Raw genomic sequence first — 16563 nt, forward strand, 5'->3', positions numbered from 1 at the left:
CGCTCAGGCCTTGCGCAGCGCCAGCTTGATGCCCAACTCGGCGTCCTCGTCGGTGGGCGCCTCGACCGGGCCCACGGTGAGCTCCACCGCCAGCACCTCGTCGGCGATGAACGAGCGGTGCGCCTCGACGGCCTCCGCCAGCTCCGCATCCGCCTCGACCACCACCGTGATCCGGTCCGACACGTTCAGCCCGGCCTTCTTCCGCGACTCCTGGATGAACCGGATGGCCTCCCGGGCCAGGCCGGAGCGGATCAGCTCCGGCGTGAGCTCGAGGTCCAGGGCGACGGTCTCGCCCTGCTCGTTGACCACCGACCAGCCCTCGCGGGGCCGCTCGGTGATGAGCACGTCCTCCGGCGTCACCTCGATGTCCTCGCCGTCCACCTGCATGACGGCGCGGCCGAGGTCGCGCAGCTGGGTGGCCAGCCAGGCGGCGTCGAGCTCCGCGATGGCCTTGGCGACGATGGGCGTCCGCTTCGCGAACCGCTTGCCGAGGTTGCGGAAGTTGCCCTTCGCGAAGTAGTCCACGAGGTCGCCGTGGGCCGCGAAGGACTCGATGGACTCCACGTTGAGCTCCGCGCGGATCTCGTCCTGAAGCTCGGGGGAGAGGCGCTCGAAGATGGCCGAGGGCACCAGCATCCGCCGCAGCGCCTGCCGGATCTTGACCTTCGACTCGGCGCGTGCGGCGCGTCCCAGCTCGACGGTGCGGCGGGTCAGCTCCATCGCCTCGCTGAGCTCGGGGATGATGAGCGACTCGTCGGCCACCGGCCAGTCCGCCAGGTGCACCGAGTCCGGGCCGTCGGGGTCCGCGGCGTGGAACAGGTCCTGCCACACGCGCTCGGTGACGAACGGCATGATCGGCGCCAGGAGGCGGGTGAGCACGTTGAGCGTCTCGTGCAGCGTCCACAGGGCGCCCTCGTCCCCGGCCCAGAAGCGGCGGCGCGACCGGCGGACGTGCCAGTTGGACAGCGTGTCGATGAACTGGCTGAGCACGGCGCCGTAGTGCTGGGTGTCGAAGTTGTCGAGCGCCCTCGTGGTGTCGACGATCAGCTGGTGGGTGGCCGAGGTCAGCCAGATGTCCAGCACGTGCCGCTCGGAGACCGGCGGCGCCTCGCCCGACGGCATCCAGTTCGCGGCCCTCGCATAGAGGGTGTGGAAGGCCACCGTGTTCCAGTAGGTGAGCAGCACCTTGCGGACCGTCTCGCCGATGGCCTGGTGGCCCACGCGGCGCGCCATCCACGGCGAGCCGGAGCACGCCATGAACCAGCGCACTGCGTCCGCGCCGTGCTGGTCCATGAGCGGGATGGGCTCCAGGACGTTGCCGAGGTGCTTGCTCATCTTGCGCCCGTCGTCGGCCAGGATGTGGCCCAGGCACACGACGTTGCGGTAGGAGGACTTCTCGAACACCAGGGTGCCGATGGCCATCAGCGAGTAGAACCACCCGCGGGTCTGGTCGATGGCCTCGCAGATGAAGTCCGCCGGGTAGCGCTCCGCGAACACCTCCTCGGAGCCGGGCGCGTGCGGGTAGCCCCACTGCGCGAACGGCATGGCCCCGGAGTCGAACCAGGCGTCGATCACCTCGGGGACGCGCCTGGACTCCTTGCCGCAGGTGGGGCAGGGGAACGCGATGTCGTCGACGAAGGGGCGGTGGGGGTCCAGCGCGCTCTGGTCCGTGCCGGTGAGCTCGCTCAGCTCGGCCCGTGACCCGACGCACACCTGGTGGTCGTCCTCGCAGCGCCAGATGGGCAGCGGGGTGCCCCAGTAGCGGGTCCGCGACAACGCCCAGTCCACGTTGTTGTTCAGCCAGTCACCGAATCGGCCGTGCTTGATGGTCTCCGGATGCCACGTGGTGGCCTCGTTCTCCGCCAGCAGCTCGTCCTTGATCTTGGTGGTGCGGATGTACCACGACGGCATGGCGTAGTAGAGCAGCGGGGTGTGGCAGCGCCAGCAGTGCGGGTAGCTGTGGGTGTAGTCCAGCACGCGGAACATGAGGCCCCGGGCCTGCAGGTCGGCGACGATCGCCTTGTCCGCGTCCTTGAAGAACATGCCGCCGACGAGGTCCAGGTCCGCCTCGAAGGTGCCGTCGCGGCGCACCGGATTGACGAACGGCAGCCCGTAGGAGCGGCAGACGTGCATGTCGTCCTCGCCGAACGCCGGCGCCTGGTGCACCAGACCGGAGCCGTCCTCCGTCGTGACGTAGTCCGCCAGCACCACGAAGTGGGCCGGCGCCGGGAACTCCACCAGCTCGAGGGGGCGCTGGTACGCCCAGCGTTCGAGGTCGCGGCCGGTGAAGGTGTCGGTCAGCGTCCACTCCTCGCCCAGCACCTTGTCTGCCAGGGGCTCGGCGACCACGAGCGACTTCTGGTCCGGATGCGTCGCCACGCGGTAGGTGACCTCCGGGTGCACCGCGACGGCGGTGTTGCTGACCAGCGTCCACGGCGTGGTGGTCCACACCAGCAGGTCCACCTCGCCGGCGAGCGGCCCGGACGTGAGCGGGAACCGGACGTAGATCGACGGGTCCGTGATGTCCTCGTAGCCCTGCGCCAGCTCGTGGTCCGAGAGCGCGGTGCCGCACCGGGGGCAGTAGGGCGCCACCCGGTAGTCCTCCTCGAGGAGGCCCTTGGTGTGGATCTGCTTGAGCGCCCACCACAGCGACTCGACGTACTCGGGCGTCATGGTCACGTACGCCTCGTCGAGGTTGACCCAGTAGCCCATCCGCTCGGTGAGCTCGCTGAACGCGTCGACGTGGCGCAGCACCGAGGTGCGGCACTGCGCGTTGAACGCCTCGATGCCGAAGGCCTCGATATCCGCCTTGCCGGAGAACCCGAGCTCCTTCTCCACCGCCAGCTCGACGGGCAGGCCGTGGCAGTCCCAGCCGGCCTTGCGCTCGACGCGGTGGCCACGCATGGTCTTGTACCGGGGGAACATGTCCTTGAAGACGCGCGCCTCGATGTGGTGCGTGCCGGGCATGCCGTTGGCGGTGGGCGGGCCCTCGTAGAACGTCCACGGCGCGCCGTCGGCGGTGCGCTCCAGCGAGCGGGTGAAGGTGTCGCGCTCGGCCCACAGGCTGAGGATCTCGTGCTCGAGCGCGGGGAAGTCCACCTGGGCGGGCACGGCGCGGTAGCCGGGGGTCTGGGCGTGAGGCTCGGTCATCGGGTGGTCCTTCTCATCGGTCTTCGCTGAGCTGTGAAGGGACGAGCCGGGGCCCGCGGTACCACCCTTCTTGGGCGCCGGGGCGCCCCTCTTGTTCACGCCGCGGCCGGTTCTAGTGAGCGGGTCCCCCCGCCGTTCTTCCGGCAGCTCCGAGGTGATTGCCTCATCAGTGCCCTGCGGACTGGTCCATTATGCCGACGGCGTCAAGCTGGGCGCGAACGGGCGGGTGGAGGGTCCGGCGTGGGCACGCGGGTCAACGCCGGCAGAGCACTAGGTTTGGCTCATGGCGATCTTCGACGTCCCCCTCAGCCAGCTCCGGCGACGCGGCACGATCAAGTGGCGGCGGTGGGAACCGGACGTGCTGCCGCTCTTCGTGGCCGAGATGGACGTGCACCTGGCCCCGCCCATCCGGGCGGCGCTCGAGCGGGCACTCGTCGACGGGGACACCGGCTACCCGGAGCTGCCCGCCTACCAGGAGGCGTTCGCCGACTACGCCGACTGGCAGTGGGGCTGGCGGATCGACGTGGCGGACCAGAAGCTCGCCACCGATGTGGTGACGGGCATGCGGGAGGCCGTGCTCGCCTGCTCGGAGCCCGGCGACGCCGTCGTCATCAACTCGCCCATCTACCCGCCGTTCCGGCATGTGGTGACCACCACCGGTCGTCGGCTGGTGGACGTGCCGCTGGTCGACGACAGGCTGGACCTGGCGGGCCTCGAGGCCGCCTTCGCCGAGCAGCGTCCGAAGGTGTTCCTGCTGTGCTCGCCGCACAACCCCAACGGGACCATCCATACCGTCGACGAGCTGGCTGCCGTGGCCGAGCTCGCCGAGCGGTACGGCGTGGTGGTGGTCTCGGACGAGATCCACGCCCCGCTGGCCGGCGCCGGACACACGCCGTACCTGGCGGTGCCCGGAGCGGGGAACACGCTGATCGTGACGTCGGCGTCGAAGTCGTGGAACCTGGCGGCGCTCAAGGCCGCGCTCATCATCGGCGACAGGGGCCTGCTGAAGCGGCTCAACCCGATGACCCCAGACGGGGCCAGCTACTTCGGCGTCCTCGCGCACTCGGCTGCCCTCAACGAGGCCCGGGGCTGGGTGGCCGAGGCGGCCGCCGAGATCGCGGCCAACAAGCGCTTCTTCGCCGAGGAACTCGCGATCCGGGTACCTGAGCTCTCGTACACGCCCTCGGAGGGGACCTACCTGGCGTGGCTGGACTGCTCGCCGCTGGGCCTCGAGAGCCCCGGGAGGCATTTCCACGAGGAGGGGCGCGTGCGGTTCAACCTCGGCCGCGAGTTCTCGCCCGACACAGACCAGTTCGTGCGGGTGAACCTGGCCACCTCGAGGGAGATCATCGCGGAGGCCGTGGAGCGCATGTCGTCGTCGCTGCTCGGCGTGCGCGCTGAGGCCGCCGCGGTGAAGGCTCGCCGGGCGGGTCCGGCCGACGACGACTGGGCTCTGGCGGACGCACCAGGGTCGCCGGACGTGCCCGTGCAGGGCGGCTACGCGGAGGTGCCGGGCACCGAGGCCACGCTGGGAGTGGAGACGTGGCATCGCACGGCGCCCATGCCGATGGTCCCGACTGTGGCGCCCCCGGCCCTGCCTGAGGCCATCCCGATGCCGGTGCCCAGCGACGTCGGCCCGCCGACCGCCCCCATGCCCGCCGTGGTGGACGCTGGTCCCCCCACCGCCCCCATGCCCGCCCTCAGCAACGTAGGTCCGCCGACGGCGCCGATGCCGCTTCCTCCGCTCGCCGGGGTGCACACCAACAGCGGAGAGTTCCTCAACGTGCGCACCGCCGTGGTGGTGGGCCGCGACCCTCGGAACGCCGCCGGCTACGAGGGCGCCGACCTGCTGCGGGTGCCCAGCCCCCACCTGGACATCTCCCGCAATCATCTGGTGGTGGAGGTGCGAGGCGCGGACATCGTGGTGCGGGACCTGCACTCCGTCAACGGCACGCTGGTGCTGCCGCCGGGGGAGGCGCCGTTCACACTCCTCGACGGGGCCTCGGCCCACGTCGAGCTGGGCACCATCCTGGACGTGGGTGAGGGCGTGTCGCTGCGAATCGAGCCGCCCCGCCCCTAGCCGCGGCTCAACCCAAGTCGACGCGGGCGCGCGTGAGGGGCCTGGGCCCAGCGCCGAGGACCTAGACCTGCGTGCGGTGGAAGTTCAGGTGGGAGCGCGACGGGGTGGGTCCACGCTGGCCCTGGTACCGCGAGCCGTACTGCGACGATCCGTACGGATGCTCCGCAGGGGAGCTGAGCCGGAAGAAGCACAGCTGGCCGATCTTCATCCCGGGCCAGAGCTTGACGGGCAGCGTCGCCATGTTGGACAGCTCGAGGGTCACGTGACCGGAGAATCCGGGGTCGATGAAGCCCGCCGTCGAGTGCGTGAGCAGGCCGAGCCGGCCGAGTGAGGACTTGCCCTCGAGCCGCGCCGCGACAGCGGAGCCGAGCGTGACCCGCTCGAACGTCGACCCTAGGACGAACTCGCCCGGGTGCAGAACGAACGGCTCGTCGACGGGAGTCTCGATGAGGCGGGTGAGGTCGGGCTGCTCCACCGACGGGTCGATCGACGGGTAGCGGTGGTTCTCGAAGACGCGGAAGAACTTGTCCAGCCGCACGTCCACGCTGGACGGCTGGACCATCCCCGGATCCCACGGGTCGAGCAGGATCCCCCCGGTGTGGACCTCCCCGAGAATGTCACGATCGCTCAGCAGCATGGGCTGAGCCTAGTGCCCGAGCGCGTGCGCGAGTAGAGCGCCCGCCCCGCACCACTCGGGAAGTGCTGATCACTCACGCCCCGACCGCGGCGCAGCCGGTCGGGCGACCTGACGCCCCACCATCCGGCTATGGACCCCCAGGCAGCCCGGGGGCTCGCGGTGGTTGCCCCGCCGTCGCTGTCCACGCCGCGGCTACGCTGGGGGAGCGGCGGCGAAGATCGCGGCGACCAGCCCGACGGCGGGCGGCGAGGGGTGGCGGATGAGCGTCGGGCACGGCGGGGGCGGCATGGGCGGCGGGCGGATGCTCGGGCGCCTGGCGGCGGACCCGGAGATCAAGCAGCACAAGCTGGATCGGGGCACCGCGCGCCGCGTCATCGCCTACGGGTCGCCGTTCAAGGGCCTCATCGTCGTCTTCCTCATCACCGTCATCGTCAGCAGCGCGCTGTCGGTGGCACCGCTGCTGCTGTTCCAGCGGATCATCGACGACGGCGTGCTCGCCGGCAACGTCGACGTCATCGTGTGGTTGGCGGTCGCCGTCGCCGCGATGGCGCTCGGGTCCGCGTTACTGCAGATCGTGGAGCGCTGGTGCTCCGCGCGGATCGGCGAGGGGCTCATCTACTCGATGCGCACCCAGATCTTCGACCACATGCTCCGGATGCCCATCGCGTTCTTCAGCCGTTCGCATACGGGCAAGCTGGTGTCGCGGCTGCAGTCGGACGTCAACGGCGCCCAGCAGGCCTTCACCTCCACGCTGTCCACCGTCGTCAGCAACTCCATCACCCTGGTGCTGGTCCTCGGCTCGATGCTGGCGCTGTCCTGGCCACTCACGCTCGCCGCGCTGGTGCTCCTGCCCATCTTCATGGTCCCGGCCCGGATGGTGGGCACGAGGCTGGCGGACCTGTCACGGCTGCGGATGACGCAGAACGCGGAGATGTCGGCCACCATGACCGAGCGGTTCACCGTCTCCGGGGCCCTGCTGGTCAAGCTGTTCGGAGACCTCGGCACCGAGCACGCCACCTTCGCGCGGCAGTCGAAGGACGTGGCCGACTCGGGGGTCAAGATCGCCATGATCTCCCGGGTGTTCATGACCGCGATGGCCCTGGTGGGGGCGCTGGCGACGGCGCTGTTCTACGGCTTCGGGGGCGTCGCGGCGGTGGAGGGGCAGCTCACCGTCGGCACCCTCACGGCCCTGGTGGCGCTGCTCGCGCGCCTCTACGGGCCGCTGATGCAGCTGTCCAACCTGCGCGTGGACATCATGAGCGCCCTGGTCAGCTTCGAGCGGGTCTTCGAGGTGCTGGACCTGCAGCCGCTCATCGTCGACGCGCCGGACGCCAGGCCGGTGTCGGGCCCGCCGTCGGTGGCGTTCCGCGACGTGTGGTTCACCTACCCGGACGCGGCGACGGTGTCGCTGGAATCGCTGGAGCCCACGGCGGCCGCGGGGGAGTCCGCCAACACCCCGGTCCTGCGGGGCATCTCCTTCGAGGCGGAGCCGGGGCAGACCGTCGCGCTGGTGGGGCCGTCGGGCGCGGGAAAGACCACCATCACCCACCTGTTGGCCCGGCTCTACGACGTGGACTCGGGCGTTGTGGAGATCGCGGGCGAGGACGTCCGACGGCTGACGCTGGCCTCGCTGCAGAACGAGATCGGCTACGTCACGCAGGACGCGCACCTCTTCCACGACACCATCGAGGCCAACCTGCGCTACGCCCGCCCGTCGGCGACGGCCGACGAGCTGTGGGGCGCGCTCGAGGCGGCGCAGATCGCGGGCCTGGTGCGGCGGCTGCCCGACGGGCTGGGCACCGTCGTGGGCGAGCGCGGCTACCGGCTGAGCGGTGGCGAGCGGCAGCGCTTCGCCATCGCCCGGCTGCTGCTCAAGGCGCCGCCCATCCTGGTCCTCGACGAGGCGACGGCGCACCTGGACTCGGAGTCAGAATCGCTCGTGCAGCGGGCGCTGGACACCGCCCGCGAGGCGCGAACGGCCATCGTGATCGCCCACCGGCTGTCGACGGTGCGGCACGCGGACCAGATCCTGGTGGTCGAGGCGGGCCGCGTCGTCGAGCGGGGCACCCACGCGGAGCTGCTGGCGGCCGGTGGGGCCTACGCGACGCTCTACGCCACCCAGTTCAGCGACTGATCGGTGATCCCTCAGTAGGCGGAGCCCATGCCGACGTGGCCGGACGCGTCCGGCGCCTGTGGGGCGTCCGCGCCGTCGGCTCCGTCGAGCACCGCGCGGCTGCCGGAGAGGCCCAGGCGTGTCGCGCCCGCCTCGACCATGGCGTTGGCGGTGGCGTAGTCACGGATGCCGCCGCTGGCCTTCACGCCGAGGCGGTCGCCCACCGTCGCCGCCATCAACTCCACGGCGTGCACCGACGCCCCACCCGCGGGGTGGAAGCCGGTGGAGGTCTTGACGTAGTCCGCGCCGGCGGCCTCCGCCGCCCTGCACGCCGCCACGATCTCCTCGTCCGTCAGGGCCGCCGACTCGATGATCACCTTGAGCAGCCCCGTCGTGGCCCCGCGCACGGCGCGGATCTCCTCCTCGACGGCGTCCGCCCGGCCCTCCTTGAGCAGCCCGATGTTGATCACCATGTCCACCTCGTCGGCGCCCAGCATCGACGACTCCGCGGCCTCCCAGGCCTTCGCCGCCGCGGTGTGGTTGCCGGACGGGAACCCGCACACGGTGGCCACCTTGACGTCTCCGAGTTCGTCGGTGATGGGCAGCATCGACGGCGACACGCACACCGAGAACACCCCCAGCTCGCGGGCCTCCGCGACGAGCGCGGAGACCTGGGCGCGGGTGGCGTCGGTCTTGAGCAGCGTGTGGTCCACCATCTGGGCGAGCGCCGAGCGCGTGATCTCCATGTCAGTCCTCTCTACGGCCCGTCGGGGCCAACCGCATCGAGCCTACTGCCGCGACACCGCCTCCGCGGCGGGCCGACCTCACCGGCAGTTGTGGTGGCGACTACGCCACCAGATCCACCGCTCAGCGCCAGCCGGTGGACCGTCGCCGGTCAGGCGCGCGTCGCCAGTGGAAGCGTCACGGTGAAGCAGGTCCGCCCCGGCCGCGACTCCACCGACGCCGTCCCGCCGAACCCCTCGACGACGGCGCGCACGATCGCCAACCCCAGCCCCGTCGACTGCGCGGCCGAGTGGGCGCGGGCGTCGTCGGCGCGGACGAACCGCTCGAAGACCCGGTCCAGCGCCTCGGGGGGGATGCCGGGCCCGTCGTCGATCACGTGGATCACCGCGACACCGGCGCCCGCCGCGTGGCCGCCGAAGGGCGCGCCCGGCAGCGCCGAGACGGCGGTGGTCACCGTCGTGCCGGGCGGGGTGTGCGTGCGGGCGTTTGCGAGGAGGTTGACCATCACCTGATGGAGCTGGTCGGCGTCCGCCATCACCTCCACCGCCTGCTCGGGCAGGTCCAGCACCCAGCGGTGGTCGCGGCTCACGGCCTGCGCGTCGCTGACCGCGTTGAGCACCACCTCGACGGCGTCCACCGGCCGCAGCTCCACGCGCGCGTCGGCGTCGAGCCGCGCGAGCAGCAGCAGGTCATTGACCAGCTTGGTCATCCGCTCCGACTCGGCGCCGATCCGGCCCAGCGCGTGCGGCGTGCCCTCCGGCGAGCGCTGGCCCAGCTCCGCGTAGCCGCGGATGGCGGCCAGGGGGTTGCGCAGCTCGTGCGAGGCGTCCGCGACGAACCGGCGAAGCTTCGCCTCCGAGCTCTCGCGCGCCAGCAGCGCGCCCTCGACCCGGCCCAGCATCTGATTGAACGCGGTCGACAGCCGCGTCACCTCGTTGTTCTCCGGCAGCGGCCCGGTCTCCACGCGGGGCACGGCCACAGACCCCTTCTCCAGCTCGAGCCGGCTCACCTCGTCGGCGGTGTCGGTGAGCGCGACGAGCGGCTTGGTGGCGCTCGCCAGCACTGCCCTCGTCACCGCCGCCGTCGCGGAGATGGCCAGCAGGCTCACGGCGGCCGCCAGCATGGCCAGCCACAGCACGGTGCGGTGGATGTCCACCATGGGCAGCCCCACCACCACCGTGCCGATGGGGGTGTCGCGGGCCTGGACCCGGTAGTCGCCCAGACCGGGGACGGAGACTGTGTGCTTGTCGCCGTCGACCGGCACCTCGAGGAGGGCGGTCCACGCCTCCACCGTCATGGACGTGTTGGTCGACCCGTCGCCGACGACGCCGCCGAGGGCCGCGTCGTTGTGCAGCCGCGCCGCGATCACCGTGCCCACCCGCATGCCAGGGGTCTCCAGGCCGGGCGGGCCGTCGTCGCGGTCGTCGCTGCGGCTCTGCCTGACCTGCGCGGCATCCAGTTCGCCGTCGAGCTGGTTGAGCAGGATGGTGCGCAGCGCCAGCACGGTGGTGAGGGCGATGAGGACGGCCATCACCGCGACCGTCAGCACCAGCCGCGGCTGCAGCTGCGCGGCCAGAGACCCGCGGCGCTCCCGACGCTGCTGCCTCGTCATGCGCCCGCCGGGCGCAGCACATAGCCAGCCCCGCGCATGGTGTGGATCATCGGCTCTCGGTCGGCGTCGATCTTCTTGCGCAGGTAGGAGATGTAGAGCTCGACGACGTTGGCCTGGCCGCCGAAGTCGTAGTTCCACACCCGGTCGAGGATCTGCGCCTTCGACAGCACGCGCCTGGGGTTGCGCATGAGGAAGCGCAGCAGCTCGAACTCGGTGGCGGTGAGCTTGACCGGCACGCCGGCGCGCGTGACCTCGTGCGAGTCCTCGTCGAGCACCAGGTCTCCGACGACGAGCTGCGTGTCCGGGCGCACGCTGGTGGCGCCGCTGCGGCGCAGCAGGCCGCGGAGGCGGGCGATGACCTCCTCCAGGGAGAAGGGCTTGGTGACGTAGTCGTCGCCGCCGGCGGTCAGCCCCGCCACGCGGTCCGACACCCCGTCGCGGGCGGTGAGGAAGATCACCGGCACGTCGGGCTGCTCGGCGCGGATGCGACGCATCACCTCGAGGCCGTCGAAGTCCGGCAGCATCATGTCCAGCACGAGCGCGTCCGGCTGCGCCTCGCGCGCCACCCGGACCGCGTCGGTGCCGGTGGAGGCGGTGTGCACCTCCCACCCCTCGTAGCGCATGGCCATGGAGAGCAGCTCGATCAGGCTGGGCTCGTCGTCGACGGTGAGGATCCGGATCGGGGTGCCGTCGGGGCGCGTGAGGGGGTCGGAGATGGCCATGGCACTACTGTGGCACCCCGTCCCGGGGCGGAGCTATGGGTTACCTGTGAGAAGTCTGTGCGCCGGGGGCCTCGTCGATCAGGCTGCCGTCCTCGTCCTTCGGGCGGATGAACAGGGCGTCCAGCCCGGCCCGGCCCGATCCGTAGACCACGAACATCAGGCCCAGCGCGGCCTGGATGGCGTTGTACTCCCAGCCGCCGAGGTGCTGGTAGAAACCGGCGTCCGCCTTGGTGGTGAGGATGACGCCGACGTTGAGGGCCACCATGCCCAGGCCCACCAGCGGGGTGGCCAGACCGAACACCAGCAGCACGCCGCCGATCAGTTCGAAGGCGATGGTGGCCACCGCCAGACCGGTGGCGTACGACATCCCGGCCAGCTCGAGGAGCGCGGCCTGCGCGTCGATGCCCGTCTCCTGCCAGCGGTGCCAGCCGTGCGCCACCAGGGTCACGCCGGCGACGATGCGGGCCACCAGCAGCGCGATGTCGCGCAGCACGCGCAGGACTTGTCTCATGGCTTCCTCGGCTTCAGTTCCTCGCTCTTACCCCGGATCAGCCTGCCAGAACTCCTGGCCCCCAGGTGCTCGAGGGCGAGGCGTCCCACCATCTGCTGATTGGTGACCACCCGCTGCGAACGCCCGTTGGTGACGAAGGTCAGCGCCCAGCTGAGCAGGGTGGTGACCCGCTGCTTGAAGCCGGCGATGTAGAGGAGGTGGAGGAACAGCCAGGCCACCCACGCGATGAAGCCGGTGAGCTTGATCGAGCCCACGCTGGCCACCGCCGCGAACTTGGAGATGGTGGCCATGGAGCCCTTGTCCTTGTAGGAGAAGTCTCCAGGGTCCCCGGCGTGCTCGATCCGGGACCGGATCTTCGCCGCGGCATGCCTGGCGCCCTGGATTGCGCCCTGCGCCACGCCCGGCACTCCAGGCACGGCCATCAGGTCCCCGACGACGAAGACCTCCGGGTAGCCGGGCAGGCTCAGGTCCTTGTCGACGACGACGCGCCCCGCCCGGTCCAGCTCGGCGCCCGACTGCTCGGCCAGCGTGCGGCCCAGGTCGTTGCCCTGCACGCCCGCTGCCCACACCTTGGCGAACGACTCGACGCGCTCGACCGACCCGTCCTTGTGCTTGAGGCTGAGCCCGTTCTCGTCGACATCGGTCACGATCGCGTTCAGCTTCACCTCGACGCCGAGGCGCTCCAGGGTCTTCTGCGCCTTGGCGCCCAGCTCGGCGCCGAACGGGGGCAGCACCTGCGGGGCGCCGTCGATGAGCAGCACCCGCGCGGTGGCCGGGTCGATGGTGCGGAACTCGTTGCGCAGCGTCGAGGTGGCGAGCTCGCGGATCTGGCCGGCCATCTCCACGCCGGTGGGTCCGGCGCCGACGACGGCGAAGGTCAGCATGCGGCGGCGCTCCTCCTCGTCGCGGGTGAACTCGGCGATCTCGAAGGCGCTGAAGATGCGGGCGCGCAGCTCGAGGGCGTCGTCGATGGACTTCATGCCGGGGGCGAACGTGGCGAACTGGTCGTTGCCGAAGTAGGACTGGCCGGCCCCGGCGGCCACGATCAGGGAGTCGTAGGGCGTCTCGCTGTACTCGTCGTGGAAGCGCCACTTCACCACGCGGTTGGTGAGGTCGATGTCCTCGACGAGGCCGAGGAAGACCTGGGCGTTGGACTGACTGCGGAGGATCTCGCGGGTGGCGGGGGCGATCTCGCCCTCCGAGAGGACCCCGGTGGCGACCTGGTAGAGCAGTGGCTGGAACAGGTGGTGGGTGGTCTTGGCGATGAGCGTGACCGAGACGTCGGCGCGCTTGAGCGCCTTCGCGGCGAACAGGCCCCCGAACCCGGAGCCGATGATGACGACGCGGTGCCGGGTCACGAGTCGGCCCGTCCGGGCGCGGCGGCCGGAGAGGCCGCGGAGGAGCGGCGGGCCTGGTCCTGGGCGGTCGCCTGGGGGCGGTGCAGAGCGGGTCGCATTCACCAAGGGTAACCGCCAGGCCCGGACCCGCCGTCAGGCCTGTGGGCGCGCCCGGGGTACTCTTGTGCGGCTTGGACCGACGAGGAGGGCCGCCGCTTGAAGCTACCCGCATGGCTCCGACCCGCACCCGACGGCCGTCCCGTGCAGCCGTGGTGGTGGGTCGTCGCGGGACTGATGGCGGTGTTGGTGCTTGTCGGTGCCCAGTTCGCGGACGCCCCCGGGCTGCTTGAGCGCGGCGACAGCCAATGGCGCCCCTTCGTCTCGGTGCCCGCGTTGAGCGTCCTCCTGCTCGCGTGGTGGCAGCTGGGCCCGCTGTGGCGCAGGCCGCTGCTGACGGCCGCCATCTGGTCCGCGCCCATGATGATCGCGCTGCCGATGTACTCCAGAGACGCCTACGCCTACGGCGCGCAGGGGTGGCTGGTGGCCCGCGGCCTCGACCCCTACACGATCCCCCTGGGCCAGGCTGGGCAGCCGGGGCTGCTCGTCGGCGTGCACTGGCACGAGACCACGGCCGTCTACCCGGCGCTGTCTCTGGAGCTGTTCGGCTTGGTGTCGCGGCTGACCGGGGGCGAGCTGTTCTGGACGACGGTGGCCATGCGGGTGCCCAACGTACTCGCCCTCGCGCTCCTGGCCTGGGTGCTGCCCAGGCTGGCCCGCCGGTTCGGCGTCGATCCCGGCGTGGCCCTCTGGGCGGGCCTGCTCAACCCCCTCATGCTCATCCAGTCCATCGGCGGCGTGCACAACGACGCCGTGATGGTGGCGCTGTGCGTGGCCGCGGTCCTCGCCGCCACCGACCTCGGGTGGAGAGGGTGGCGCGGGCTCGTCGTCGCGGGCGTCCTGCTGGGGCTGGCGATGGGCATCAAGCAGACGGCCGCGCTGTTCGGGCTGGGCGTCGTGGCGGTCGGCTGGGCGTTGCGCCACCCGGAGTGGGGGGCGGGGCCCCGGGGGTCGCCCGGCCGGAGTGTCGCGGCGGGGTGGTGGCGGCTTGCGGCCGCCGCCGTCGTGCCGGGGGCCATCACGGTGGAGGTGTTCGTGCTCACGTCGCTGCGGCACGGCTTCGGGTGGAGCGGCCCCACCGCGGGCAACCCCGTGGGCGCGATGAGCAACGCGCCCCTCTCCTGGCTGGCGGAGGCGCTGCGGTACCCGCTGCCCGACGACGTGGCCAACCCGGCGGTCACCACGCTGTCCAGCGCACTCATCCTGGCCGCCGTCGTCGTGGCCTGGGTCAAGCTCGGCCCGCGCGGCGACGACCCGGGCCGGCCATGGGCGTTCACGCTTGCGGTGCTCGCCGCGTTCTGCGTGCTGGGGCCGGCGTTCCAGCCCTGGTACCTGACGTGGCTCGTCCCGCTGTACCCGTTCTGGCGGACCACCGCCCGGTGGCACCGTGCCTGGCTTGCGGTCGTCGTCGGCTTCACCCTGCTCCCGGCGCTGCAGACGCTGATGCCTCCGCTCATCGCGATGCCCCTGGTGGCGGTGCCGCTGTGGTGGCTGTGGCGGGAGATGTCGCGGCTCGACGCCTCCCCGCTTCCCGCCGGCCGCTGACGCCCCGGGTCCTCAAGGCCCGAGACCGCGGTGGGATTGCGTGTGTCCAGGCCGCGACTACCGTCGGGGGCATGTCACACATCTCCTGGCCCGACGGCGGAGCCGACTGGGCCGTGGAGGCCACGGGCCTCGTCAAGCGCTACGGCCGACGGCGGGTGTTGGCCGGCCTGGACCTGCGGGTCCCGCGCGGCGGGGTCCACGGGCTCCTGGGCCCCAACGGCTCGGGCAAGACCACGTCGATCCGCATCCTGCTGGGCCTGGTCAGGGCACAGGAGGGAACGGTGCGGCTCCTGGGGCACGAGGTGCCGCGCGGCCTGCCCGCGGTGATCGGGCGGGTGGGCGCCATCGTCGAATCGCCCCGGTTCGCGCCCAGGATGACCGGACGACACAACCTCGACGTGCTGGCCGACTCCATCGACGTCAACCGGCGCAGGGTCACCGAGGTGCTGCTCGAGGTGGGGCTGGCGGCCGACGCCGACCGCGACTTCGCCACCTACTCCCTCGGCATGAAGCAGCGGCTGGCCATCGCCGCGACACTCCTCAAGCGCCCGGAGCTCCTCATCTTCGACGAACCCACCAACGGGCTGGACCCCGTGGGCATCCGCGACATCCGCGCCACCATGCGCGACCTCGCCGACGCCGGCATCACGGTGCTGGTCGCCTCACACATCCTGTCCGAGATCGAGCAGATCGCGGACTCGGTGTCGATCATCGCGCAGGGCCGGGTGGTCGCGGAGGGGCCCATGACGCGGTTCCTGTCGGGCGTCGCGCCGCACGTCAGGCTGGGCATATCCCGGCCCGTCGAGGCGGCCGAGGTGCTGCAGCGGGGCGGGTGGCGGGTGGAGCCCGCGGAGGGAGGGCTGCGGGTCCTCGGACGCGACGGCGCCGCCCCCGACCCCGCGGAGATCGCGCGGCAGCTCGGCCGCGCCGACCTCTGGCCGGACCACCTCTCGCTGGACAGGGAGAGCCTGGAACGCGTGTTCCTGGACCTCACCGCCGGCGCGGATCTGGTCGGGGCGCAGGGCCGGCACCGGGAGGTGGCGTGAACCTCCTGCGGGCTGAGCTGTCGCGGCTGCGGTACCGGCGCCGCACCCTGTGGAGCCTGGTCGGCGTGCTGCTCATCAGCCTCATGGTGCCCGCGCTGTGGATGGACGGCGCCCGGCCGCTCGGCGCCGCCGATCACGCGGAGGCCGCCAAGATCCTCGCCACCATCCCGCCCGCCGAGTGCCCCGACTGCAGTGCCGCCGACTACCTTCGCACGCCATGGACGTTCGGTGACGTGGTCACCTCCGGGCTCATGCCCTATGCCGCCATGATGGGGGCCCTGGTCCTCCTTATCGTGATGCTCTACGTGAGCTCGGACCTGCGCTCCGGGGCCATCAGCACCCAGCTCACCTTCACGCCTCGACGGTGGGTGCTCGTCGCTGCGCGCACCGCGGTCGCGGCCCTGCTCGGCGGCGCCCTCATGGCCACCGCGCTGGTGACGAGCACCGTCGTCTCGGCGGTGTGGTTCGTGGCGATGAACGGGTACTCGGAGCTGGATGCGACGACCAGCCTGCTGGCGCTGCTGCTCTCGGCGAGCTTCTACGGGGCCGTCCTCGGCGCGGTCGGCGCCCTGCTCACCGTGCTGCTTGGCGGTGCGTCGGGGGCGGGGGCACTGCTCGTCGGCGTCTTCGTGGCCAACGTGCTGGCCCTCTGGATCGGCGATCAGGTGAAGACCCCCGCCTGGCTGCTGCACCTGATGCCCACCCAGCAGGGCATCGCGCTCCTCCACGGCTCGGTCGAGGGAATCGGCACCTACGGCGACGTGATCTACGAGATCAGGCGGACGGAGGCGGTGGTCTACCACCTGGTGGCGACGGTCCTCATCGCCGCGGTCACGGTCCCGCTGTTCGAGCGCCGCGACATCAGGAGTTAGCGTCGCCGGGGCGGCGGTGGAGCCGGCCGGTGGTGGAGCTCCCACTATTGCGCTCATGCCGATGGTCGGGTGGTTGG

General features: G+C 71.6%; 12 protein-coding genes. 5 read left to right on the forward strand and 7 right to left on the reverse strand.

Going from position 1 to position 16563, the window contains the following annotated elements; genetic code table 11:
• Positions 1-3 precede the first annotated feature (3 nt).
• Positions 4-3150: an isoleucine--tRNA ligase gene (gene ileS / locus ACX1D3_RS05335; RefSeq protein WP_458995945.1), complete on the reverse strand. Its 3147-nt coding sequence runs from the start codon at positions 3148-3150 to the stop codon at positions 4-6.
• Positions 3151-3433: 283 nt separating this feature from the next.
• Here ileS and ACX1D3_RS05340 point away from each other — a divergent pair, with 283 nt between their 5' ends.
• Positions 3434-5230, forward strand: coding sequence for an aminotransferase class I/II-fold pyridoxal phosphate-dependent enzyme (locus tag ACX1D3_RS05340; protein ID WP_458995946.1), 1797 nt, complete (start codon positions 3434-3436; stop codon positions 5228-5230).
• Between the two features lie 61 nt (positions 5231-5291).
• Here the strand turns inward: ACX1D3_RS05340 and dcd are convergent, their stop codons facing one another.
• Positions 5292-5867: a dCTP deaminase gene (gene dcd, locus ACX1D3_RS05345; RefSeq protein ID WP_458995947.1), complete on the reverse strand. Its 576-nt coding sequence runs from the start codon at positions 5865-5867 to the stop codon at positions 5292-5294.
• 259 nt (positions 5868-6126) lie between these two features.
• On the opposite strand from dcd, the gene ACX1D3_RS05350 reads away from it, so the two are divergent.
• Positions 6127-8001: an ABC transporter ATP-binding protein gene (locus tag ACX1D3_RS05350; RefSeq protein ID WP_458995948.1), complete on the forward strand. Its 1875-nt coding sequence runs from the start codon at positions 6127-6129 to the stop codon at positions 7999-8001.
• A gap of 11 nt (positions 8002-8012) precedes the next feature.
• Here ACX1D3_RS05350 and deoC read toward each other — a convergent pair whose 3' ends face one another.
• The 5 genes from deoC to ACX1D3_RS05375 form a co-directional block, all read right to left on the reverse strand.
• Positions 8013-8726, reverse strand: a complete 714-nt coding sequence (deoC, locus tag ACX1D3_RS05355; protein WP_458995949.1) for a deoxyribose-phosphate aldolase — start codon at positions 8724-8726, stop codon at positions 8013-8015.
• Between the two features lie 149 nt (positions 8727-8875).
• Positions 8876-10336 (reverse strand): sensor histidine kinase, encoded by a 1461-nt coding sequence (locus tag ACX1D3_RS05360; RefSeq protein WP_458995950.1) that lies wholly within the window; start codon positions 10334-10336, stop codon positions 8876-8878.
• Positions 10333-11058, reverse strand: a complete 726-nt coding sequence (locus tag ACX1D3_RS05365; protein ID WP_458995951.1) for a response regulator transcription factor — start codon at positions 11056-11058, stop codon at positions 10333-10335. Before ACX1D3_RS05365 ends, ACX1D3_RS05360 begins: the two co-directional genes overlap by 4 nt.
• 40 nt (positions 11059-11098) lie before the next feature.
• Complete coding sequence (locus ACX1D3_RS05370; protein ID WP_458995952.1) at positions 11099-11569, reverse strand: DoxX family protein; 471 nt, start codon at positions 11567-11569, stop codon at positions 11099-11101.
• Positions 11566-12927, reverse strand: coding sequence for an NAD(P)/FAD-dependent oxidoreductase (locus ACX1D3_RS05375; protein ID WP_458995953.1), 1362 nt, complete (start codon positions 12925-12927; stop codon positions 11566-11568). Before ACX1D3_RS05375 ends, ACX1D3_RS05370 begins: the two co-directional genes overlap by 4 nt.
• Positions 12928-13122: 195 nt before the next feature.
• Here ACX1D3_RS05375 and mptB point away from each other — a divergent pair, with 195 nt between their 5' ends.
• From mptB to ACX1D3_RS05390, 3 genes are all read left to right on the forward strand, one after another.
• Entirely contained in the window at positions 13123-14568 is a 1446-nt protein-coding gene (gene mptB / locus ACX1D3_RS05380; protein ID WP_458995954.1) for a polyprenol phosphomannose-dependent alpha 1,6 mannosyltransferase MptB, read from the forward strand.
• A gap of 71 nt (positions 14569-14639) precedes the next feature.
• Positions 14640-15614: an ABC transporter ATP-binding protein gene (locus tag ACX1D3_RS05385; protein ID WP_458995955.1), complete on the forward strand. Its 975-nt coding sequence runs from the start codon at positions 14640-14642 to the stop codon at positions 15612-15614.
• On the forward strand, positions 15611-16486 hold the full coding sequence (locus tag ACX1D3_RS05390) for a hypothetical protein (protein WP_458995956.1): 876 nt from the start codon (positions 15611-15613) through the stop codon (positions 16484-16486). The genes ACX1D3_RS05385 and ACX1D3_RS05390 overlap by 4 nt, the downstream gene beginning before the upstream one ends.
• Positions 16487-16563: the final 77 nt, after the last annotated feature.

The sequence above is a fragment of the Tessaracoccus yangjingae genome (genome assembly GCF_054483935.1).

Excerpts from the sequence above, each read along its gene's own strand:
- ACX1D3_RS05340 (WP_458995946.1), top strand. The coding sequence starts at position 3,434 with ATGGCGATCTTCGACGTCCCCCTCAGCCAGCTCCGGCGACGCGGCACG.
- ACX1D3_RS05360 (WP_458995950.1), bottom strand. The coding sequence starts at position 10,336 with ATGACGAGGCAGCAGCGTCGGGAGCGCCGCGGGTCTCTGGCCGCGCAG.
- deoC (WP_458995949.1), bottom strand. The coding sequence starts at position 8,726 with ATGGAGATCACGCGCTCGGCGCTCGCCCAGATGGTGGACCACACGCTG.
- dcd (WP_458995947.1), bottom strand. The coding sequence starts at position 5,867 with ATGCTGCTGAGCGATCGTGACATTCTCGGGGAGGTCCACACCGGGGGG.
- ileS (WP_458995945.1), bottom strand. The coding sequence starts at position 3,150 with ATGACCGAGCCTCACGCCCAGACCCCCGGCTACCGCGCCGTGCCCGCC.
- ACX1D3_RS05365 (WP_458995951.1), bottom strand. The coding sequence starts at position 11,058 with ATGGCCATCTCCGACCCCCTCACGCGCCCCGACGGCACCCCGATCCGG.
- ACX1D3_RS05385 (WP_458995955.1), top strand. The coding sequence starts at position 14,640 with ATGTCACACATCTCCTGGCCCGACGGCGGAGCCGACTGGGCCGTGGAG.
- ACX1D3_RS05350 (WP_458995948.1), top strand. The coding sequence starts at position 6,127 with ATGAGCGTCGGGCACGGCGGGGGCGGCATGGGCGGCGGGCGGATGCTC.
- ACX1D3_RS05370 (WP_458995952.1), bottom strand. The coding sequence starts at position 11,569 with ATGAGACAAGTCCTGCGCGTGCTGCGCGACATCGCGCTGCTGGTGGCC.